We start from the raw sequence: 20,585 nt of genomic DNA on the forward strand, positions 1-20,585 counted from the left end.
GGTCAGCGCGGGCTTGGGGAAGTCCTCGTAGACCTCCCGCCAGTCGCGGATGCGGACGTCCACCGGGCGGCGCGTCGGCAGCTCTCGTCCGTGAGTGAGGAAACCCTTGGGGTCGGCCATCGGTCGTACCTCCCTTATCCCTGAACAGCCTGAGCGGTGTGGACGAGTCGCCGGGGGTTCCCGGCCGGGGTGCGCGTGGACATCGGCCTCACCCCTGGACCGCGGCGGTCATGACCGCCTCGTCGATGTCGCGGCCCTCCAGCCGGGCGGACTCGGCGGCCCGCAGGACCCGCTTGTAGTCCGTCGGCATGATCTTGCCGAAGCGGGACGGGTCCCAGTCGGCCAGCAGCGCCTTGGCCACCGTGGAGCCGGTCTCGGCCAGGTGCGCCTCGACGATCTCGCGCAGCGTCTCGGAGTCGGCCTCGTCGAGCTCCTCGATCTCCACCATCTCGCGGTTGACCCGCTCGACGTCGGGGTCGAGCAGGTAGGCGACGCCGCCCGACATGCCGGCCGCGAAGTTGCGGCCGGTCGGACCGAGGATGACCGCTCTGCCGCCGGTCATGTACTCGCAGCCGTGGTCGCCGACGCCCTCGACCACCGCGGTGGCGCCGGAGTTGCGGACGCAGAACCGCTCCCCCACGACGCCGCGGATGAACGCCTCGCCGGAGGTCGCGCCGTACAGGCCGACGTTGCCGGCGATGATGTGCCCCTCCAGCGGGGCCGCCTCGTGCGGCTGGACCGAGATCCGGCCGCCGGACAGGCCCTTGCCGACGTAGTCGTTGGCGTCACCGGTCAGCCGCAGCGTGACGCCCCTGGGCAGGAAGGCGCCGAAGGAGTTGCCCGCGGAGCCGGTGAAGCGCACGTCGATGGTGTTGTCGGGCAGGCCGGCGCCGCCGTACCGCTTGGTCACCTCATGGCCGAGCATGGTTCCGACGGTGCGGTTGACGTTGCGGATGGGCAGTTCGAGGGTGACCCGGGAACCGTCCTTGAGCGCGCCCTCCGCGAGCTGGATCAGCGTGTTGTCCAGCGCCCTCGCCAGTCCGTGGTCCTGCCCCACCACGCGGCGGAGCGAGGCGCCGGCGGGCAACTCGGGCTGGTGCAGGATCGGTGCCAGGTCAAGACCCGCGGCCTTCCAGTGGTTCTCCGCCGAGGTGGTGTCCAGCAGCTCGGCGTGGCCGACGGCCTCCTCCAGGCTGCGGAAGCCCAGCGCGGCGAGATACTCGCGGATCTCCTCGGCGACGAACTCGAAGAAGTTGACCACGAACTCGGGCTTGCCGGTGAACCTCTTGCGCAGCTCGGGGTTCTGAGTGGCGACGCCGACCGGGCAGGTGTCCAGGTGGCAGACGCGCATCATCACGCAGCCGGAGACGACCAGGGGTGCCGTGGCGAAGCCGTACTCCTCGGCGCCGAGCAGCGCGGCGATGACCACGTCGCGGCCGGTCTTGAGCTGGCCGTCGACCTGGACGATGATCCGGTCGCGCAGGCCGTTGAGCAGCAGCGTCTGCTGGGTCTCGGCCAGTCCGAGCTCCCAGGGGGCGCCCGCGTGCTTGAGCGAGGTCAGCGGGGAGGCACCGGTGCCGCCGTCGTGGCCGGAGATGAGCACGACGTCGGCGTGGGCCTTGGACACGCCCGCCGCGACCGTTCCGACGCCGACCTCGGCCACCAGCTTGACGTGCACGCGGGCGGCGGGGTTGGCGTTCTTCAGGTCGTGGATGAGCTGGGCGAGGTCCTCGATGGTGTAGATGTCGTGGTGCGGCGGCGGCGAGATGAGGCCGACGCCCGGGGTGGAGTGCCGGGTCTTGGCGATCCACGGGTAGACCTTGTGGCCGGGCAGCTGGCCGCCCTCGCCGGGCTTGGCGCCCTGGGCCATCTTGATCTGCAGGTCGTCGGCGTTGACCAGGTACTCCGACGTCACGCCGAACCGGCCGGAGGCCACCTGCTTGATGGCCGAGCGGCGGACCGGGTCGTGGAGCCGCTCGGGGTCCTCGCCGCCCTCACCGGTGTTGGACTTGCCGCCCAGCCGGTTCATCGCGATGGCGAGCGTCTCGTGCGCCTCCATCGAGATGGAGCCGTACGACATGGCGCCGGTGGAGAACCGCTTGACGATCTCGCTGACCGGCTCGACCTCGTCGATCGGCACCGGCTCGCGGACCCCCTCCTTCAGCTTGAACAGGCCCCGCAGCGTCATCAGCCGCTCCGCCTGGGAGTCCACCAGGCCGGTGTACTCCTTGAAGATCTCGTAGCGGCGCGAGCGGGTGGCGTGCTGCAGCTTGAAGACGGTCTCGGGGTTGAACAGGTGCGGCTCGCCCTCGCGGCGCCACTGGTACTCGCCGCCGACCTCCAGACGGCGGTGGGCGTTCTCGGCCCGGGGGTAGGCGCGCCGGTGGCGCAGCGCCGCCTCCTCGGCGAGGACGTCGAAGCCGACACCGCCCAGCCGGGAGGTGGTCCCGGTGAAGCAGGCGTCGACGACCTCCTGGCTCAGGCCGAGCGCCTCGAAGATCTGCGCACCGGTGTAGGAGGCGACGGTGGACACCCCCATCTTGGACATGACCTTCAGCACGCCCTTGCCGTACGCCTTGATGAGGTTGCGCACGGCCTTGTGCCTGTCGACCCGCAGCACACCGGAGTCGACCATGTCCTCGACGGTCTCGATGGCCAGGTACGGGTTGACCGCACCCGCGCCGTAGCCGATGAGCAGCGCCATGTGGTGCGCCTCGCGCGCCTCGCCGGTCTCGATGACCAGGCCGACCCTGGTGCGGGTCTTCTCGGCGATCAGGTGGTGGTGGACGGCACCGGTGAGCAGCAGCGACGGGATCGGCGCCAGCACGTCGGAGGAGCCCCGGTCGGAGAGGACGATGATCCGCGCCCCGCTCTCGATCGCCTCGGAGACCTCGGCGCGGATCTCCTCGATGCGGCCGAGCAGTGCCTCGCCACCGCCCGCGACCTCGTACAGGCCACGGACCACGTGCGGGCGGAAGCCCGGCAGCGCGCCCTCGTCGTTGATGTGGATGATCTTCGCGAGCTCGTCGTTGTCGATCACCGGATAGGGCAGCACCAGCTGGCGGCAGGAGGCCGGGCCCGGGTCGAGCAGGTTGCCCTCGGGGCCGATGGTGGTGGCCAGGGAAGTGACGAGCTCCTCCCGGATCGCGTCCAGCGGCGGGTTGGTGACCTGCGCGAACAGCTGGCTGAAGTAGTCGAACAGCAGCCGGGGCTTCTCGCTGAGCACCGCGACGGGGGTGTCGGTGCCCATCGAGCCGATCGGCTCGGCGCCCGCCCTGGCCATCGGCGCCAGGATGATCCGCAGTTCCTCCTCGGTGTAGCCGAAGGTCTGCTGCCGCTTGATCAGCGCCTCGTGCGTCGGGACCTCGTGCGAGCGGGCGGGCAGTTCCTCGAAGCGGACCAGCCCGGCGTGCAGCCAGTCCGCGTACGGCAGCTCGGCCGCCAGCTCGGCCTTGATCTCGTCGTCCTCGATGATCTTGCCGAGCTCGGTGTCGATCAGGAACATCTTGCCGGGCTGCAGGCGGCCCTTGCGGACCACGTCCTCGGGGGCGATGTCGAGCACGCCGGCCTCGGAGGCCAGCACGACCAGGCCGTCGGTGGTGACCCAGAACCGCCCCGGGCGCAGGCCGTTGCGGTCGAGTACCGCGCCGACCAGGGTGCCGTCGGAGAAGGTGATCGAGGCCGGGCCGTCCCAGGCCTCCATGAGGGTGGAGTGGAACTCGTAGAACGCCCGCCGGGCGGGGTCCATCTCGGTGTGGTTCTCCCACGCCTCGGGGATCATCATCAGCACCGCGTGCGGCAGCCGGCGCCCGGCGAGGTGCAGGAGTTCCAGGGTCTCGTCGAAGGAGGCGGTGTCGGAGCCGGCCGGGTCGCAGATCGGGAAGAGCCGCGACAGGTCTCCCGGCAGGTTCGCGGTCCGCAGCATGGCCTCGCGGGCCCGCATCCAGTTGCGGTTGCCCTTGACCGTGTTGATCTCACCGTTGTGGGCGATGTAGCGGTACGGGTGCGCCAGCGGCCATGAGGGGAAGGTGTTGGTGGAGAAACGCGAGTGGACCAGCGAGATCGCGGTCTCGTAGCGCTCGTCGCTGAGGTCGGGGAAGAACTGCTCGACCTGCAGCGGGGTGAGCATGCCCTTGTAGACGATGGTCCGGCAGCTCAGCGAGGGAAAGTAGACGTTCGCCTCGTGCTCGGCCCGCTTGCGCAGGCAGAAGGCCAGCCGGTCCAGCTCCAGGCCGGTCTCGCCGTTGGGGGACGTCACGAACAGCTGGCCGAAGAACGGCATCACCGCGCGGGCGCTCGGCCCGGGCAGGTCGGGGGTGGTCGGCACGTCGCGCCAGCCGATGACCGTCAGGCCCTCCTGCTCGGCGATCTCCTCGATCAGCCGCACCGCCGCGGCGCGGGCCGGCGCGTCGGCGGGCAGGAAGGCCGTGCCGACGGCGTAGGCGCCCGCCACCGGCAGGGGGAAGCCCACCACCGTGCGGAAGAAGGTGTCGGGGATCTGCGTCAGGATCCCGGCGCCGTCGCCGGTGTCCGGCTCGCTTCCCTGGGCTCCTCGGTGATCGAGGTTGCACAGGGCGGTCAGTGCCTTCGCGACGATGTCGTGGCTGCGGCGACCGGCCACGTCCGCGACCATGGCGACGCCACAGGCGTCGTGCTCGTGCGAGGGGTGGTACAGGCCCTGGGGCTCGGGAAAGCCGAGGTGGGCAGCGGGCATCGAATCCCTCCCGTCGTCTTGCTTCTTTGGAACAAGCAAGGGACGACGTTGGCCCTGCTGCGTGGTGGGTAGAGGTTACCGTACCCTGCCGGATACCGGCCTACCCGGTCAGGTCGCACCTATTTGGCACCGATTCGCCCGGTTTGTTTAACACGCGCTGATGGCACGACATTCCAGGTCCGGGCTTTAAGGTGGCCGAATGGAACCGAGCGCCCCCGCCGAATCGGGCGACCACAGCGGCCTGACAAACACCGGAACCGCGCACACCCCGGGCGTGTCGGAGGTGCCGGGCGACCCGGCCGCCCACGAGGGGGTCAGGGCGCTCGTCGCCCGACTGGGCGTCGACGGCAGGCGGCTGAGGATCGCGCTGGCCGCGCTGGGCGACGGCCGCTGGTGGACTCTCGCCGACCTGGTCAGGCGGACCGCGACGTCGCGGCGGACCATCGAGGCGCTGCTGCGCGAGGTGGACGGGGAGCTGGAACGCTCCGGCGACCGCTTCAGGCTTCCCGCCCACTGGGCCGGGCAGGAGGTGAGCACCCTCGCACCGGCCGACCCGGTGGCGCACCTCCTTTCCGACCGGGCGGAACTGGTCGCGCGAATGGACGAGCTGATCGCCAAGGCCCCCCGGGGCCGCCACACGCTGGACCACGTCGCCGCGACCGGCGACACCGTGGTCCGGCGGGCGCTGCTGCTGGACGCCCGGTTCTGGCTGGACGGCGCCCGGCTGCTGTGCGTGGGCGACCACGACCTGACCTCGCTGGCCACCGCGATGCTGCACCCCGGCGTCGAGGTGACGGTCGTCGACGTCGACGAGCGCATCCTGGCCTACATCGCCGGCCAGGCCGACCGGCTCGGGCTGGCCGTGCGGACCCGCTGGGCCGACCTGCGCCTGGGACTGCCCGCCTCCACGCAGGCCTGGGCCGATCTGGCGATCACCGACCCGCCCTACACCCCCGAGGGGGTCGGGCTGTTCGTCGCCCGCTGCGCGGAGGGGCTGCGCGACCGCGAACAGGGCCGGATCATGCTGGCGTACGGTGCGAGCGAGCGCACCCCCGCGCTCGCCCTCAAGGTGCAGCAGGCCCTGTCCCAGCTCAACCTGGTCAACGAGGCGATCTACCCCGACTTCAACCGCTACCTCGGCGCCGAGGCCATCGGCTCGGCCGCCGACCTGTACGTCCTGCGCCCCACCACGAGGACCTGGCCGGCCGCGGCCGCCCGTACCGACTCCTCCGGCACCGCCATCTACACGCAGGGTCCCCAGTCCGTGGAGTCCACTGTGGACTCCACGGTGGCCTCCGCAGCCGGTTTCGAGGGCGGGTTCGTCCCGGAGGTGCTGGTGGGCGAGTGGCCCCGCGACGTGCTGCCCAGAGCCCCCAGGGCGCGCCTGGCGACCTGGCTGGCCAAACCCTACGCCAGTGCCCCGGCCAGGGTGGCGATCTCCGTACCGGCCGGGCTGGAGGCCGCGCTGCCCCGGCTGCTGCTGGCCACCCGCGCCGGGGAGGTCCGGGTCACCCTGGCCGCGGCCCCCGGAAACCTCCCCGCCGACCTGCTCGCCCCCGTCTACGACCTCACCGTCGAGGGCGCGTCCGTACGCGCCGTACGGACGACGCCTCACCAGGACGACACGGCCCGGATCCTGCGCCGCGTCCTGGACAACGCGCACGGCAAGCTCGCCAACACCTGGCGCGAGGCCCTGATCAAGGTCCGGGGCGAGTTGACGAAGAAGCAGGCCAGGGCGGTCATCGCCGCCGTCGCCCCGTGGGCGGACGACGTCACGGTCCTCGAACTGCCCGCCCACCGGCTACTGGAGCTCCGGGCCGCGGTGGAGAGCTCCCTCAGCGCACCAGCCGGCGCTGGATCGCCAGGCTGAGGCCGTCCACGGCGACCTGCGGGTAGGTGAGATCCACCTGACCACCCTCGACCACCGGGGCGACCCAGCTCACCGTGGCGTAGTGCCCCAGGGCACGGGCCTGTGCCCAGCTGCGTGAGCCGTCGAAACCCTCGGGCGTGTCGGGAGCGGGCCGGACGAAGCCGTCACTCCTGAGCGCCGCCACGAGTCTGTCCGCGGCGGCGGAGTCCGCGAGGTTGAAAATCAGGAACTGGCCGGAGACCTCGCCGTCCTCGGTCTCGTAGCGGGCCCGCAGCACCTGCGTGCACCCGTCAAGCGCGTCCAGCGCGCTCCCCCAGGCCGCCTCGGCGCAGTCGGCGAGGGTCTCGGTGGTCTTGAGCGCGAGCCTGGTCGTGCCCGCCGACACCGAGGGGCCGGGGAACATCTCGGCGACGGTCAGCGGCTGGGGGTCGAGGGCGCGGGTCGCGATGGGCGCGTAGTGGGCCGTACTGGGCTCCGCACGAAGGACGGCGGCGCGCGGGTCGGGCCTGCCCCCCAGCAGGAGGAAGGCCGCCACCCCGGCGACCACGACCAGCACGGCGACGGTGACGGCGATCCACTTGCGCATGGGGAAAGAGCTTACTTCGACAGGCGGGACGCCAGGGACCACTGAGCCGGGGTGGACCCGGGGACGGCGGGGACTATTTGGACGGGGCGGGCGCGGGGGAGGCGGCGACGATGCGGCGGAAGATCGCCTTCTCCACGCCGCGGACCGTCAGAGCCAGCGAGACGAAGTCGTCCTTCGGCCCGGGATCGGCGCCGTCGGTCCTGCCGATCCAGACCAGGCCCGCGTAGTGCCCCATGGCGTGCCCGCTGGACTCGGTGTGCCCCCCGGCGGGGAAGACGGCCTTGCCCGCCTGGAGCGGCCGGACCCAGCCACCTCGGTGCAGGGTGGTCAGCGTGTTCACCAGCGTGTCGGCCGAGGCGGTGTCGCGGAGGTTGAACAGGGTGTACTGGGCGACGTAGCGGCCGTCCGCGCTGACGTACAGGCCCCTGGCCACCTGGGTGCACCCGCCCTGGGCGAGCAGGTCGGCGAGCCCCTGCCCCCAGGTCGCCATCGCGCAGCCGGCCTCCAGGCGGGTGGCCGCCAGCCTCAGCGTGACCCTGCCCTCCTTGAGGGTCCTGGTGGCGAAGAGATCCTTGACCGTCAGCGGCTTGGGGTCGGCCTTGCTCTGCGCGATCGGGGCGAACACCTTGGAGGAGGGCCAGCCCTTGTAGACGTCGGGCCTCGGCTCGGTGCCGATGACCGAGGCGGTGGCCCGTTCGGGCACGAAGTCGTTGCCGATCGCGGAGATCGCGAGGGTGAGGGCGACCGCGGCGACCAGCACGCCCGCCACCGCCCCGAAGATCATCAGCAGCCGCTGCTGGGGCCGGGTCAGCCCCCACTCGTCCAGCCGGGTGATGTCCTCGGTCCGCGCCCTGGCGGAGGTGCGGCGGCGCTTGCGCGCGGGTGTGGCGGGCGGGCCGGCCGGGGGGGTCACAGTCCGACCCCTCCCAGGAGGGTGCCCAGGCCGAAGGTCAGGGCCGCGGCGACCGCGCCGACGAGGAGCTGACGCAGCCCGCTGTACCACCAGCTGCGCGCGGTGACCCGGGAGACCAGCGCGCCCGCGCCGAACAGGGCCAGGCAGGAGATCACCGCCGAGGTCACCAGGCTGGTGACCCCGAGCAGGTACGGCAGGAGCGGCAGGAGCGCGCCCACGCCGAACGACAGGAACGAGGAGATCGCGGCGATCCTGGGCGAGGGCAGGTCCTGGGCGGTGACCCCCAGTTCGGCCTGGGTGTGCACCTCGAGCGCCCGGTCGGGGTCCATCGAGATCTGCCGGGCCACCTCGGCCGCCACGGCGGGCTCGACGCCCCGGTCCTCGTAGAGCTTGGCGAGCTCCTGCTGCTCGGCCTCGGGGTGGCGCTCAAGCTCGCGCCGCTCGACGTCGATCTCGGCCAGGGCGAGTTCCCGCTGGCTGGCCACCGAGACGTACTCACCCCCGGCCATGGAGAACGCGCCCGCCGCCAGCCCCGCGACCCCGGCCAGCACGATGACCGTGGTGTCGCCGGTGCCGCCGGCGACACCGGCGATCAGGGCGAAGTTCGAGACGAGGCCGTCCATCGCGCCGAACACCGACGGCCGCAGCCAGCCGCCGTTGACGTCGCGATGCCGGTGGTGCATCTCGGCGCGGCCCCCCGAGTCGTCGCCGCTCACCGGGATCCTTTCTCCTCCTGGTCGGCCAGGTCGGACGGGTGGGCCGGATCGACCGAGTCGTCGGCCGTGAGCGTGCCGGAGATGAGCCGCGGCTCACCGTCCTCCTTCGCCGTGCCGCCGCTCTCGTCGGGGTCGGCCAGGCCGGACGGGTGAGCCGGGTCGGCGGTGTCCTCCCCGTCCGAGGCGGCCGGGGTGATGACCGGCTCGGCATCGGTGTCGGCCCCGGCCTCGCCCTTGTCCGCGTCGGCTGTCTCGCCCTGCACGGGCTCGGCGGCCGGATCGGGCAGCGGGCGGACCTGCTCGGCGTTGCTCTTGTTCCTGGCGTACCAGAAGTAGGCCATCGCCCCGATGAACAGGACGATCGAGGTCCACTGGTTGAGCCGCAGGCCGAGGATGTGGTGGGCGCTGTCGACCCGCAGCCCCTCGATCCAGAAGCGGCCCACGGTGTAGCCGGCGACGTAGAGCGCGAACAGGCGGGCGTGGCGGAGCGCGAATTTGCGCCCTGCCCAGATGAGAACCAGCGCCAGGCCCAGGTCCCAGATCGACTCGTACAGGAACGCCGGGTGGTAGGTGGCCTCGCCCGGCACCGTGCCCGGCCGGTCGGGGTCGATCTCCAGACCCCACGGCAGGTCGGTGGGGCTGCCGAACAGCTCCTGGTTGAAGTAGTTGCCCCAGCGGCCGATGGCCTGGGCCACCGCGATCCCGGGGGCGACGGTGTCGGCCACCGCGGACAGGGAGATGCCCCTGTTGCGGCACCCCAGCCAGACGCCCACTCCACCCAGTGCGACGGCACCCCAGATGCCCAGGCCGCCGTTCCAGATGAACAGCGCCTCGATCGGCTCGTTGGGTGCGTCCGGCCCGAAGTAGAGCTGCCAGTCGGTGATGACGTGATAGAGGCGTCCACCGACCAGGCCGAACGGCACGGCCCAGACGGCGAGATCCACGATCGTCCCCGGCTCACCGCCGCGGGCACGCCAGCGGCGCTCGCCGATGACTACCGCGACGACGACGCCGAGCACGATACACAGTGCGTAGGCCCGGATGGGGACCACGCCGAACAGATACCAGACCCCCTGGGAGGGGCTGGGAATCGAGGCGAGGGGCATGTCAGGTGACGTTACCGTGTCCCGGGCTACTTGGCGGCATCAAGAACGGCCTGACGTAGCTCGGCCGGCTTGAAAGCCACGTTCGTGTCCAACTCGACGCCGTTGAGCTTCAGCGTCGGGGTGCCCGTGAGCTTCTGGGACTCCATGACCTTGGTGCTGTAGGCGATGTGCGCGGGCGCCTTCTCCTGGCTGGTCACGCACGCCTCGAAGCCGGGATCGGTCACCCCGGCGTCCTTGCCCCAGGCGATCAGGTCAGGGATCTTGAAACCCTCCACGAGCTCCGAGGGCTGCTCCTTGAACAGCTTGTCGTGGAAGGCGATCCACGGGGCGCCCCCGGGGATGCAGCGGATCGCCGACGCGGCGCGCAGCGAGTTGGCCCGGGTGATCCCCTTGTTGGTCTGTTCCTGGAAGATCGTGATCGGGTGGTAGACCACCTTGGCCTTGCCCTCGGCCGCCAGGTTCTTGATCGTTGGGCCGCTGGTCTCCTCCAGCGCCCTGCAGGCGGGGCACTGGAAGTCCTCGAAGACGTCCAGGACCGGCTTCTCCACACCCGGTCTGGCCATGACCACCGAACCGTCCCCGGCGACGGTGATCGGCGCGAGCGAGGCTCCGACCTGCTCGGACTTGCTGCTCTGGGCGGCGAACCACCAGCCACCGCCGACGGCGGCGATCGCGACGACGGCCGCGGTCGCGATGGTCGCCACACGCTTTCGCTTGTCCCTCCGCATCTGCTCTGCGCGCTGCGCCTTGATCCGATCACGCGCCGACTGCTCCCGCGCGGCCTTGCCCATCAGTAAGCCTCCTTCTCCTGGAGCTCCTCGTCATCGCTCTCGACGTCCTCGTACGACTCCTCGCCCGGGGTGAGCCCAAGCGCGGAGTCCAGCGCGAAGCGGCCCGGGGGGAAGACCGCGACGAACACGCCGAGTCCGAAGAGACCGAAGTCACGCAGGATGTCGATGAGGTAGTCGGGCTCCACCCCGGCCGCCAGCTGACCGCCACCGCCGAAGCAGCCGCAGTCGATGCGCAGCCCGCGCGCCCACGCCGAGGCGATGCCGATGACGAACGCCAGCATAAGCAGCGCCGAGATGACACCCGCCGCTCGGGTGAGCAGCCCGACGACCAGCAACAATCCCACGACGATCTCCAGGATCGGCAGGCCGTAGCCGACCGCCGTGGCGAGCGATTTGGGGAGCAGATCGTATGCCTCGACCGCCTGAACCGAGAGCACCGGAGTGCCGATCTTGCCCCAACCCGCGACGATCAGCACTCCCGCCAGCACCAGCCGTGAGACGGTCGTTACCCAGGGTAGCGTCGAAATCACGATACGCGACCTATTGGGCGCGGGGTTATCAGAGGTCACGAGCACCATTCTCCTATTCCAAGCCCCGGCCACAGACGTCTTCGGCGAATGCCAGGTATTCGAGGAAAACCTCATCACGAGCCTGATAAGCATCGAATAAGCCTGCCTGGCAGGCGCGGAAGCGGGAGCGGCCCCTTTCTTCGAGTAAGGGAGCCGCTCTCGAACGGGCTCGTCAGCCGCGGACACCCGCCGCCAGCTCGGCGCCCAGCTCACGGACCGACGCCAGCCCCGAGGCCTCGTCCGGCGCGTCGAGAACGCGGCGGATGAACGCCGACCCCACGATGACGCCGTCGGCGTAACCCGCCACCTCTGCGGCCTGCCTGCCGGTGCCGACGCCCAGGCCGACGCAGACCGGAAGGGAGGTGTGCGAGCGGGTGCGCTCGACCAGGCCCTGCGCGGCCGCGCCGACCGAGTCGCGGGCACCGGTGACGCCCATCAGCGAGGCCGCGTAGACGAAGCCGGTGCAGCTGTCGACGACCGCCTTGATACGGGCCTCGGTGGAGCTGGGCGCGACCAGGAAGACCGTGTCGATCCCGGCCCCGGCACTGGCCTCGCGCCAGGGCCCGGCCTCCTCGGGGGTCAGGTCGGGGGTGATGGTGCCCACCCCGCCCGCGTTCGCCAGGTCACGGGCGAAGCGGTCGGCGCCGTAGCGGTCGATCGGGTTCCAGTACGTCATGACCAGGGTGGCGGCACCGGTCTTGGCCACGCCCTCGACGGTGCGCAGCACGTCGGCGATACGGGTGCCGTTGGTCAGCGCCCGGTGCACGGCGTCCTGGATCGTCGGGCCGTCCATGAGGGGATCGGAGTAGGGCAGGCCGATCTCGATCACATCGCAGCCGGCGTCCACCATGGCGGTGGCGACGGCGATCGCACCCTCCTTGCTGGGGAACCCAGCGGGGAGATATCCGATGAGGGCGGCGCGGCCGTCCGCCTTGGCCTTGGCGAACACCGTCTGAAGAGTCGTCATCGTGGTTTCCGTTGCGGTTCGTCCCCTCCGGCGCGCCGGAGGGGAGGCAAGTCGGTAGTCAGAGGTTGAAGTACTTCATCGCGGTGCCCATGTCCTTGTCGCCCCGCCCCGAGAGGTTGACCAGGATCGTCGCCCCGGGACCCATCTCGCGACCGAGCTTGAGGGCTCCGGCGAGCGCGTGCGAGGACTCGATCGCGGGGATGATGCCCTCGGTGCGGGCGAGCAGCGAGAAGGCCTCCATCGCCTCGGCATCGGTGATGCCGTGGTAGGTGGCGCGGCCGGTGTCCTTGAGCCAGGCGTGCTCGGGGCCGACGCCCGGGTAGTCGAGCCCGGCTGAGATCGAGTGCGACTCGACGGTCTGGCCCTCCTCGTCCTGCAGCACGTAGGTGCGCGAGCCGTGCAGCACCCCGACGGAGCCCGCGGTGAGGGTGAGCGCGTGCTCGCCGCTCTCCAGGCCCCGGCCGCCCGCCTCGTAGCCGTGCAGCCGGACGCCTGTGTCCCCGAGGAAGGCGTGGAAGATGCCGATCGCGTTGGAACCGCCGCCGACCGCCGCGGCGACCGCGTCGGGCAGCCCGCCGGTGAGCTCCAGCATCTGACGGCGGGCCTCGACGCCGATGATGCGGGCGAAGTCGCGGACGATCTCCGGGAACGGGTGCGGCCCGGCGATGGTGCCGAAGAGGTAGTGGGTGCGGTCGACGTTGGCGACCCAGTCGCGGAAGGCCTCGTTGATGGCGTCCTTGAGGGTCTGGCTGCCGTTGGTGACCGGGACGACCGTAGCGCCGAGCAGCTTCATCCGGGCGACGTTGAGCGCCTGACGCTCGCAGTCGACGGCCCCCATGTAGATCACGCACTCCAGGCCCATCAGGGCGGCGGCGGTCGCGGTGGCGACGCCGTGCTGGCCGGCACCGGTCTCGGCGATCACTCGCGTCTTGCCCAGGCGCTTGGTCAGCAGGGCCTGGCCGAGCACATTGTTGATCTTGTGGGCGCCGGTGTGGGTCAGGTCCTCGCGCTTGAGGATGATCCGGGCGCCCCCCGCCTGCTCGGCGAAGCGGGGCACCTCGGTCAGCGTGGTCGGCCGCCCGGCGTAGGTGCGCAGCAGGTGGTCGAACTCCCGAAGGAACGCCACGTCGCTCTTCGCCTTGTCGTACTCCGCCGCGACCTCGTCCAGGGCCGGGATGAGCGCCTCGGGCACGTAGCGGCCGCCGAAGACGCCGAACTTGCCGTGGATGTCCGGGTCGTTGCCGTGGAGGCCGTTCCCGGCGAGGTCCGCGGCGGTGAGGACGGTTCCTTCGTGCGTTGTCACTGCTTACTGCCCCTCGGGTCGGGATGCGGGGTGGGCACCGGCGGTGACCAGGTCGACCACGGCGGCCCGCGGATCCTTGCCGGTCACCAGGCTCTCGCCGACCAGGACGGCGTCGGCGCCCGCCCTGGCGTAGGCGAGCAGGTCATGGGGGCCGCGCACGCCCGACTCGGCGATCTTGATGATCCCGTCGGGAACCTTGGGGGCGAGCTTGGCGAACACGTCGCGGTCCACCTCAAGCGTCTTGAGGTTCCGCGCGTTGATACCGATGATCTTGGCTCCGGCGGTGAGCGCCCGGTCGAGCTCCTCCTCGGTGTGCACCTCGACCAGCGGGGTCAGCCCGATCGACTCGGCCCGCTCGATGAGCGAGACCAGCGCGTTCTGGTCGAGCGCCGCCACGATCAGCAGCGCCAGGTCGGCGCCGTAGGCGCGGGCCTCCCAGAGCTGGTACGAGGTGACGATGAAGTCCTTGCGCAGCACCGGGATGTCGACGACGGCGCGCACGGCGGCCAGGTCGTCCAGGCTGCCGCCGAAGCGGCGTCGCTCGGTGAGCACGCTGATGACGTGGGCACCGCCCGACTCGTAGTCGCCGGCCAGCGCGGCGGGGTCGGCGATCGCGGCCATCGCGCCCTTGGACGGGCTGGAACGCTTGACCTCGGCGATGACCGCCACCTGGTCGCCGCCCAGCGCCGCGTAGGCGTCACGGGGGGTGGGCGCCCGCCCGGCCCGCTCCTTGAGCTCGGCCAGCGTCACCTTCTCCTGCCGCTCGGCCAGGTCGGCGCGGACTCCTTCGAGGATTTCCTCAAGCACGCTCATTTGCCCTCCCCGCGAAGTTCAGAGGCCAGGTTCGCGAACGCTGCCGTGTCCGTGGTTCGCTCGCTCCGCTCGCTCACGAGTAAGGCCCCTCCCGATCGACTGCCCTTGTCCCGCCGATGCTATCGGCCCGGCCGGGGTCGCCCCGCCACTGGGTGAAGCACAAAGGCGACTATGGGCCCAAGAATTCCCCAAAAGGGAGATTTCGTACTATCCAAAACACGATCATTAAAGCAAGAAATAACCAGACATAGGCCGGACGTATGGATTTCGCCACGGGCGGCCCACCCGATTCCCTTCCGGACCGACCACCCCACCAGGCACGCAGCACCCAGCGACCCCAGAGCACGACCAGCACCGGGACCATGAGGGTGACGATCGGGTTGAGCCCCAGCGCCGTCACCGGATCGCCGTGCACGAGCGCGTGCACGGCCCGCAGGCCGCCGCAGCCGGGGCAGTACAGACCGGTGAGCATGAGGAACGGGCAGGTCGGGTAGTGACCGGGCTCGTTCGGATCGACCGCCCCGACGAACGCGACCGCGGCACCCGCCACCAGCGCGGTACCGAGCGGCGCCAGCACGGCCCGCGCGCGCGAACCAGCGATCTTCCCCATGAGCACGGCCGTCGGCACCCCCTCACCGGCCACCCTACTCGCGCCGGACGCGGACCCGCCTCAGCCGACCGTCAGGTTCAGACACCCGTCAGGGAGGCACTGCTGAAGATGGCACCGACCACGACCAGCCAGGCCAGCACCGCCAGCCAGCACGCGATCCCGAAGTAGGACAGGACCAGGCCGGCGATGGCCATGCCCCGCCCCTCCTCGCCCGTCCGCTTGATCTGCCCCAGCGAGATGTGGCCCAGCACCACGCCCACGATCGAGGTGAGACCGCAGACGAACAGCCCCGCGATCCCCATGATCAGCGCAGCGATGGCCATGCCGTTGTTACCCCGGGGAGGCGGCGCACCGTAACCGCCGTAGGCGTCGTAACCGCCACCGGGCGGCGGGCCGTAACCACCGGACGAACCGTAACCACCCGGAGAGCCATAGCCACCGCCTCCCGGGGGTTGCCCGTAACCACCCGGCTGATTGCCATAGCTCATGAATGACTCCCGTTTATCTAAGTTGCGGGCGAAATCCTAGCGAAAACACTCCCGGGCCGAAGGAGTCCGGGCACGCCTGTAAGCAAGTCGTAGTCGGGGCGCACGCCCCTCGGATCTCGGGCCGCGGGATCGAGGAGAGCGCACCGAGCGCGCGGAGGCCGTGTTTCCGCCGAGGTCAGTGCTCCCGGGGGTCCTGATCGACCGTCGGGTCGGTGCCCTCGTCGAGGGCGTCCCACAGTGCCCGCTCGCTGGGGGCGCTCTCGGCGGGGGCGGAGCCCTGGCGGTTGTAGCGATCGGACATGCCCGGCCATCGGCCGCCCCGCAGGAGGGCCGTCACTCCCCCGGCCAGCAGGAGCAGCCCCCCCGCGGAGGCGATGATCGGCCAGACGACGGCCGAGGCGACCCGCGGCACGGAGTCCACGACCACCGGCGCCTGCTCCGCGGAGATCCGCAGTGCGGCGCTCGCGCCGCTCCCCCACCAGGAGGCGGCCACCACCCCGGCCCCGCAGAGCGCCATCACCGCGCCGACGACCCTGCGCCACACGCCTGCCGTCGCGAGCACGGCGACCACCGCGGCGAGTGCCGCCCAGGCCGCGGGCCCCAGCGCGGGGGCCAGTTCCGCGGCGGGGACCGCCACCTCGCGGGTGCCGTACGTCACGGTGAACCAGTCGCGCCCGGCGGCGAGCAGCACGAGCGCGGCGCCGGCCACGCAGGCCGCCAGCCAGGTCCACAGCTCCCGCTTGGCCGTCACGCCCGGGTCACCACCAGCTCGTCGGCGTCGAAGCAGGTCCGATCGCCCGTGTGGCAGGCGGCGCCCACCTGGTCGACCCTGAGCAGGATGGTGTCGCCGTCACAGTCGAGCGCGGCGGACTTGACGTGCTGGACGTGGCCTGAGGTGTCACCTTTCACCCAGTAGGACCCTCTGCTGCGTGACCAGTAGGTGGCCCTGCCTGTGGTGAGCGTGCGATGCAGCGCCTCGTCGTCCATCCAGGCGAGCATGAGCACCTCGCCGGTGTCGTACTGCTGGACGACGGCGGGAACCAGCCCGTCGGTGGTGCGCTTCAGCCGGGCCGCGATGGCAGGGTCAAGGGGCATGCGGCAATTGTGCCGCAACCAGGGAGAGGGGTAGCGTCCGGCATGGCCTCGCGAGCAGACCGGGGGCTCCCCTGAAGACCGACCCGGCGAGCCATCTGGCGGTGGTGGAGGCCACCACCCTGCCGTGCGCGTTCACCAGGAAGGCCGGTCCTCCCACCCTGCGGAGCAGTGGCGAGACGGCGACCTCGAAGCGGCGTACGAACACGTCGGCCGCCGCCACGCCGATGAACTCCCCGCCCTTCAGCACGGGCACCGACAGGGTCAGGGAGTACTCGGTGCTGCAGAGGAAATCCACGTACGGGCCGGTGAGAGTGTGCTCGGCGCCGGAGCGCGGACCGGCGAACCAGTCCCAGTGCGTGTAGTCGTAGAAGGCGCTGCTGGAGGGGTCCATGTCCCGGAGCAGCTGCACGGGCTCCCCCGAGGCGCCCTCCTGCCACCACTCCAGATACCAGGGCGCGTCGATGAGCAGGCCGGGCGCGGCGATGAACCCGATGCCGGAGATCAGCCCGCCCAGCCGGGGAAAGAGCAGCGGGCGCAGCGCGGCCAGGTCACCGCGCACCGGCGCGGTGCCCACGAGCCCGACCACGGCGTCGCGTACCTGGTGGAGCCCCTCGAAGACATCCTCGACGATGCCGCCGACGGCTACGGCCGCCTCGGCCGCGCCGCCGGGCGCCAGCAGCGCACCGTGTTCACTCACTTGATCCATCCGCCCCAGGCATCCGACGATCACGGCTCCCGCAGACGCAGCTCGATGAGGTGTTCCATCGCGTCGAGCACGTGCCGCTCCGCCAGGAGCCTGGCGTGGTCGTCGTCTCCGCGGTGAATGGCCTCGGCGATGGCGTGGTGCCGAGCCGACGTTCCATCGTCTCCCCCGTGAGCGGACCAGAGCAATGGTCCGATGTCAGCCTGTAACCTGATCTCTTCCTGAGTGAGTCGTGCCGACTGGGAGGCTGCGGCCACCTCGATGTGGAAGCGCCCGTGCAGCCTGCGCAGGTGGGCCTGGTCGCGGGAGCCGGCCATCTCCTGCAGCGTGCGGCGGAGCGGCGCGATGTCCTCCGGCAGTGCCCGCTGCGCGGCCAGTCTCGCGGCGGCCCCGGCGATGGCCGCGTAGTGGTCGCCCAGGTCGCGGAGCTCCTCCGCGGTGAAGGCGCACAGTCGATCGAGTGCCCGGGGAGCCTCACGCGGGGCCCGCACGAAGCTACCGCCTCCGCGCCCCCGCCGCGTCTCGACCATGCCCTGCTGGCGCAGGGCCATCAGGGCCTCCCGCAGCGTGACCGTGGACACGCCCAGCTGGGCGGCGAGCTCCGCCTCGCTGGGCAACTGCTCGCCGTCGGCCACCAGGCCGAGCACTATGGCGTCGGTGAGCCGTCTGACCACGGCGTCGACCCGCGCGGTGCTGTCGACCGGCGCGAACGCGGCCAGACGGGCACCACCGGAGATGTCTGCCATGCCCATGCGCCCTCCCTCGCCTTCGACGGTCATACAGTCTCCCACCTGGGGTCCCGTCCGAGATCCCCCGAGTGCCGCCCGCGCGTGGCCGGCACCGCCGCGAGGATCTCACTCCGCGTCCCCTCGACGGTGATGTCCGAACGGCTCTTGCCATCAAACATCTAACCTCATATGTTTTCGGTCATGTCAGACCCAGCGGTGAGGTTGACCGGCCTCCGCAAGAGTTTCGGGGCCGTGGACGCGGTCACCGGCGTCGACCTCGACATCGCCGACGGTGAGTTCTTCGCCATGCTCGGCCCCTCGGGCTCGGGCAAGACGACGGTGCTGCGGATGATCGCCGGCTTCGAGACGCCCAGCGCGGGCACCGTCGAGCTCGGCGGGGTCGACGTCACCCGGCTCGCCCCCTTCGAGCGCGACGTCAACACGGTCTTCCAGGACTACGCGCTGTTCCCGCACATGAACGTGGCGGACAACGTGGAGTACGGCCTGCGGGTCAAGCGGGTCCCCCGGGCCGAGCGGCGCGAGCGCGCACTGGCCGCGCTGGCCTCGGTCCGGCTGGAGGGCATGGAGCGGCGCAGGCCGAACCAGCTCTCCGGCGGCCAGCGGCAGCGGGTCGCCCTGGCCCGCGCCCTGGTCAACCGTCCCCGGGTGCTCCTGCTCGACGAGCCGCTCGGCGCACTGGACCTCAAGCTCCGTGAGGAGATGCAGGTCGAGCTCAAGTCGATCCAGCGCGAGGTCGGCATCACCTTCCTGTTCGTCACCCACGACCAGGAGGAGGCGCTGACCATGAGCGACCGGGTGGCGGTGTTCGACCGGGGGCGGATCGAGCAGGTCGGCACCCCGGCCGAGATCTACGAGAGGCCCGCGAGCACGTTCGTCGCGGGGTTCGTCGGCACCTCCAACCTGATCTCCGGCCAGGCCGCGCAGGTGGTGCTCGGCCGGGAGGGCACGTTCAGCGTGCGCCCGGAGAAGCTGCGCCTCGCCGGCCTCGACGAGACGGTCGACGGCACGGAGCACAGCGCGACGGGCACCGTCGCCGAGGTCGTCTACGCGGGCCCCGCGACCCGGTTCGTGGTCGAGCTCGACGCGGGCGGGCGGCTCATCGCACTCCAGCAGAACCTGCAGGTCTCGTCAATGGACGTGATGGGCCTGCGTGGCACCAGGGTCCGGCTCATCTGGCACCGCCGGCACGAGTTCGCGATCGTCCCGTAAGAAAGGTCGTCATCCCATGCGGTCCACCCCCCGGATTGTCACCCGGCACGGCGCGGTCGTCCTCTCCGCGCTCGCCCTGGCCACCGTCACCGCCTGCGGCACCGGCTCCGTGCCCGCACCCGGCGCCTCCGCCGCCGCCCCCGGCCAGACCGGCTTCACCCCGCCCAAGATCGAGGCGCTGCAGTCGCTGGGCCCGGGAGAGGGGCAGGTCAACCTGGTCAACTGGGCCGGATACGTCGAGGACGGGAGCAACGACCCCAAGGTCGACTGGGTCACCCCGTTCGAGAAGGCCACCGGCTGCCAGGTCAACTCCAAGACCGCCGGCACCTCCGACGAGATGGTCAACCTCATGAAGACCGGCGAGTACGACGCGGTCTCCGCCTCGGGAGACGCCTCGCTGCGGCTGATCGCCGGCGGGACCGTCGCCCCGGTCAACACCGCCCTGATCCCGAACTACGCCGACGTCTTCGCCGGCCTGAAGGACAAGGCGTGGAACTCGGCCGGCGGGGCCGCCTACGGCGTGCCGCACGGACGCGGGGCCAACCTGCTCATGTGGCGCACCGACCAGGTCAAGCCCGCACCCGACTCCTGGGGCGCGGTGTTCGATCCCGCCTCGCCGTACGCGGGGAAGATCACCGCCTACGACTCCCCGATCTACATCGCGGACGCGGCGCTGTACCTGATGGCGACCAGGCCCGAACTCGGCATCAAGAACCCGTACTCCCTGGACGAGGGGCAGTTCCAGGCCTCGGTAGACCTGCTCAAGCAGCAGAGGAAGATCATCGGCGAGTACTGGTCCGACTACACCAAGGAGGTCCAGGCCTTCAAGAGCGGTGACTCCGTGCTGGGCACCACCTGGCAGGTCATCGCCAATGTGGCCCTGGCCGACAAGGCACCGGTCGAGGTGACGCTGCCCAAGGAGGGGGCCACCGGCTGGTCGGACACCTGGATGGTCGCCGCCGCCGCCAAGAACCCGAACTGCGCCTACAGGTGGCTCGACTGGATCATCTCGCCCCAGGCCAACGCCCAGGTCGCCGAGTATTTCGGGGAGGCGCCCTCGAACGCGAAGTCCTGCGAGCTGACCGCCGACCCGAAGCACTGCGACACCTTCCACGCGACCGACGAGGACTACTACTCGAAGGTCTGGTACTGGACCACCCCCATCGCCCAGTGCCTGGACGGGCGCACCGACGTCACGTGCAAGGACTACTCCGAGTGGACCAGGGCCTGGACCGAGATCAAGGGCTGAGCCCCGCCGGAACCACCCGTGGGGGGGGGGCCCCGGGGGCCCCCCCCCCCCCCCCCCCGGCCGGGGCGGGGGCCCCCCCCCCCCCCGGGGGGGGCCCACCGAGGCCCCGGGGGGGGCGGCGGTGGAGAACGCGG

The 20,585-nt window shown here is 71.1% G+C and carries 19 protein-coding genes; 3 read left to right on the forward strand and 16 right to left on the reverse strand.

Annotated elements, in window-relative coordinates; genetic code table 11:
- Nucleotides 1–208: 208 nt before the first annotated feature.
- Nucleotides 209–4,714, reverse strand: coding sequence for a glutamate synthase large subunit (gene gltB, locus ABT130_RS41885; RefSeq protein ID WP_350965319.1), 4,506 nt, complete (start codon nt 4,712–4,714; stop codon nt 209–211).
- Nucleotides 4,715–4,913: 199 nt separating this feature from the next.
- Between gltB and ABT130_RS41890 the strand changes: the two genes are divergently transcribed.
- Nucleotides 4,914–6,584, forward strand: a complete 1,671-nt coding sequence (locus ABT130_RS41890) for a bis-aminopropyl spermidine synthase family protein (RefSeq protein ID WP_350965321.1) — start codon at nt 4,914–4,916, stop codon at nt 6,582–6,584.
- On the opposite strand, the gene ABT130_RS41895 is transcribed toward ABT130_RS41890, so the two are convergent.
- From ABT130_RS41895 to ABT130_RS41965, 15 genes are all read right to left on the reverse strand, one after another.
- On the reverse strand, nt 6,550–7,170 hold the full coding sequence (locus ABT130_RS41895; RefSeq protein ID WP_350965323.1) for a hypothetical protein: 621 nt from the start codon (nt 7,168–7,170) through the stop codon (nt 6,550–6,552). The genes ABT130_RS41890 and ABT130_RS41895 overlap by 35 nt on opposite strands.
- A 73-nt stretch (nt 7,171–7,243) precedes the next feature.
- Nucleotides 7,244–8,083: a hypothetical protein gene (locus ABT130_RS41900; RefSeq protein ID WP_350965325.1), complete on the reverse strand. Its 840-nt coding sequence runs from the start codon at nt 8,081–8,083 to the stop codon at nt 7,244–7,246.
- Nucleotides 8,080–8,799 (reverse strand): VIT1/CCC1 transporter family protein, encoded by a 720-nt coding sequence (locus ABT130_RS41905; RefSeq protein ID WP_350965326.1) that lies wholly within the window; start codon nt 8,797–8,799, stop codon nt 8,080–8,082. The genes ABT130_RS41900 and ABT130_RS41905 overlap by 4 nt, the downstream gene beginning before the upstream one ends.
- Nucleotides 8,796–9,905, reverse strand: a complete 1,110-nt coding sequence (gene lgt, locus ABT130_RS41910) for a prolipoprotein diacylglyceryl transferase (RefSeq protein ID WP_350965328.1) — start codon at nt 9,903–9,905, stop codon at nt 8,796–8,798. The genes ABT130_RS41905 and lgt overlap by 4 nt, the downstream gene beginning before the upstream one ends.
- 26 nt (nt 9,906–9,931) lie before the next feature.
- Nucleotides 9,932–10,696: a DsbA family protein gene (locus ABT130_RS41915; protein ID WP_350965329.1), complete on the reverse strand. Its 765-nt coding sequence runs from the start codon at nt 10,694–10,696 to the stop codon at nt 9,932–9,934.
- Nucleotides 10,696–11,226, reverse strand: a complete 531-nt coding sequence (locus ABT130_RS41920; RefSeq protein WP_342666858.1) for a MauE/DoxX family redox-associated membrane protein — start codon at nt 11,224–11,226, stop codon at nt 10,696–10,698. Before ABT130_RS41920 ends, ABT130_RS41915 begins: the two co-directional genes overlap by 1 nt.
- 211 nt (nt 11,227–11,437) lie before the next feature.
- Nucleotides 11,438–12,232 carry a tryptophan synthase subunit alpha gene (gene trpA, locus ABT130_RS41925; RefSeq protein ID WP_350965331.1) on the reverse strand — a complete coding sequence of 265 codons (795 nt, stop codon included), beginning with the start codon at nt 12,230–12,232 and terminating at the stop codon, nt 11,438–11,440.
- 58 nt (nt 12,233–12,290) lie between these two features.
- Nucleotides 12,291–13,460, reverse strand: a complete 1,170-nt coding sequence (trpB, locus tag ABT130_RS41930; protein ID WP_350965347.1) for a tryptophan synthase subunit beta — start codon at nt 13,458–13,460, stop codon at nt 12,291–12,293.
- Nucleotides 13,461–13,538: 78 nt separating this feature from the next.
- The gene (gene trpC, locus ABT130_RS41935; RefSeq protein WP_350965333.1) at nt 13,539–14,348 is read right to left on the reverse strand and encodes an indole-3-glycerol phosphate synthase TrpC; all 810 of its coding nucleotides are present in this window, start codon (nt 14,346–14,348) and stop codon (nt 13,539–13,541) included.
- 169 nt (nt 14,349–14,517) lie between these two features.
- On the reverse strand, nt 14,518–14,958 hold the full coding sequence (locus ABT130_RS41940) for a DUF2752 domain-containing protein (protein ID WP_350922800.1): 441 nt from the start codon (nt 14,956–14,958) through the stop codon (nt 14,518–14,520).
- 77 nt (nt 14,959–15,035) lie between these two features.
- Nucleotides 15,036–15,446, reverse strand: a complete 411-nt coding sequence (locus tag ABT130_RS41945) for a DUF4190 domain-containing protein (protein WP_350965335.1) — start codon at nt 15,444–15,446, stop codon at nt 15,036–15,038.
- 175 nt (nt 15,447–15,621) lie between these two features.
- Nucleotides 15,622–16,197, reverse strand: a complete 576-nt coding sequence (locus ABT130_RS41950) for a Trp biosynthesis-associated membrane protein (RefSeq protein ID WP_350965337.1) — start codon at nt 16,195–16,197, stop codon at nt 15,622–15,624.
- A complete protein-coding gene (gene hisI, locus ABT130_RS41955) occupies nt 16,194–16,541 on the reverse strand; it encodes a phosphoribosyl-AMP cyclohydrolase (protein ID WP_350965339.1) in 348 nt (115 codons plus the stop codon). The genes ABT130_RS41950 and hisI overlap by 4 nt, the downstream gene beginning before the upstream one ends.
- The gene (locus ABT130_RS41960) at nt 16,531–17,238 is read right to left on the reverse strand and encodes a cache domain-containing protein (protein ID WP_350922810.1); all 708 of its coding nucleotides are present in this window, start codon (nt 17,236–17,238) and stop codon (nt 16,531–16,533) included. Before ABT130_RS41960 ends, hisI begins: the two co-directional genes overlap by 11 nt.
- A 29-nt stretch (nt 17,239–17,267) precedes the next feature.
- The gene (locus ABT130_RS41965; protein WP_350965341.1) at nt 17,268–17,996 is read right to left on the reverse strand and encodes a FadR/GntR family transcriptional regulator; all 729 of its coding nucleotides are present in this window, start codon (nt 17,994–17,996) and stop codon (nt 17,268–17,270) included.
- Between the two features lie 177 nt (nt 17,997–18,173).
- On the opposite strand from ABT130_RS41965, the gene ABT130_RS41970 reads away from it, so the two are divergent.
- Nucleotides 18,174–19,202 carry an ABC transporter ATP-binding protein gene (locus tag ABT130_RS41970; protein WP_350965343.1) on the forward strand — a complete coding sequence of 343 codons (1,029 nt, stop codon included), beginning with the start codon at nt 18,174–18,176 and terminating at the stop codon, nt 19,200–19,202.
- A 16-nt stretch (nt 19,203–19,218) separates the two neighbouring features.
- Complete coding sequence (locus ABT130_RS41975) at nt 19,219–20,451, forward strand: ABC transporter substrate-binding protein (RefSeq protein WP_350965345.1); 1,233 nt, start codon at nt 19,219–19,221, stop codon at nt 20,449–20,451.
- Nucleotides 20,452–20,585 lie beyond the last annotated feature (134 nt).

Source organism: Streptosporangium sp. NPDC001681, assembly GCF_040298085.1.
Lineage (GTDB): Bacteria > Actinomycetota > Actinomycetes > Streptosporangiales > Streptosporangiaceae > Streptosporangium.

What these genes read in the sequence shown, in the direction of transcription:
- ABT130_RS41940 (WP_350922800.1), bottom strand. Translation starts at nt 14,958, where the DNA reads ATGGGGAAGATCGCTGGTTCGCGCGCGCGGGCCGTGCTGGCGCCGCTC.
- lgt (WP_350965328.1), bottom strand. Translation starts at nt 9,905, where the DNA reads ATGCCCCTCGCCTCGATTCCCAGCCCCTCCCAGGGGGTCTGGTATCTG.
- gltB (WP_350965319.1), bottom strand. Translation starts at nt 4,714, where the DNA reads ATGCCCGCTGCCCACCTCGGCTTTCCCGAGCCCCAGGGCCTGTACCAC.
- ABT130_RS41915 (WP_350965329.1), bottom strand. Translation starts at nt 10,696, where the DNA reads ATGGGCAAGGCCGCGCGGGAGCAGTCGGCGCGTGATCGGATCAAGGCG.
- trpC (WP_350965333.1), bottom strand. Translation starts at nt 14,348, where the DNA reads ATGAGCGTGCTTGAGGAAATCCTCGAAGGAGTCCGCGCCGACCTGGCC.
- ABT130_RS41945 (WP_350965335.1), bottom strand. Translation starts at nt 15,446, where the DNA reads ATGAGCTATGGCAATCAGCCGGGTGGTTACGGGCAACCCCCGGGAGGC.
- ABT130_RS41965 (WP_350965341.1), bottom strand. Translation starts at nt 17,996, where the DNA reads ATGGGCATGGCAGACATCTCCGGTGGTGCCCGTCTGGCCGCGTTCGCG.
- ABT130_RS41890 (WP_350965321.1), top strand. Translation starts at nt 4,914, where the DNA reads ATGGAACCGAGCGCCCCCGCCGAATCGGGCGACCACAGCGGCCTGACA.
- ABT130_RS41970 (WP_350965343.1), top strand. Translation starts at nt 18,174, where the DNA reads ATGTCAGACCCAGCGGTGAGGTTGACCGGCCTCCGCAAGAGTTTCGGG.
- hisI (WP_350965339.1), bottom strand. Translation starts at nt 16,541, where the DNA reads ATGCCCCTTGACCCTGCCATCGCGGCCCGGCTGAAGCGCACCACCGAC.
- trpA (WP_350965331.1), bottom strand. Translation starts at nt 12,232, where the DNA reads ATGACGACTCTTCAGACGGTGTTCGCCAAGGCCAAGGCGGACGGCCGC.
- ABT130_RS41975 (WP_350965345.1), top strand. Translation starts at nt 19,219, where the DNA reads ATGCGGTCCACCCCCCGGATTGTCACCCGGCACGGCGCGGTCGTCCTC.
- ABT130_RS41895 (WP_350965323.1), bottom strand. Translation starts at nt 7,170, where the DNA reads ATGCGCAAGTGGATCGCCGTCACCGTCGCCGTGCTGGTCGTGGTCGCC.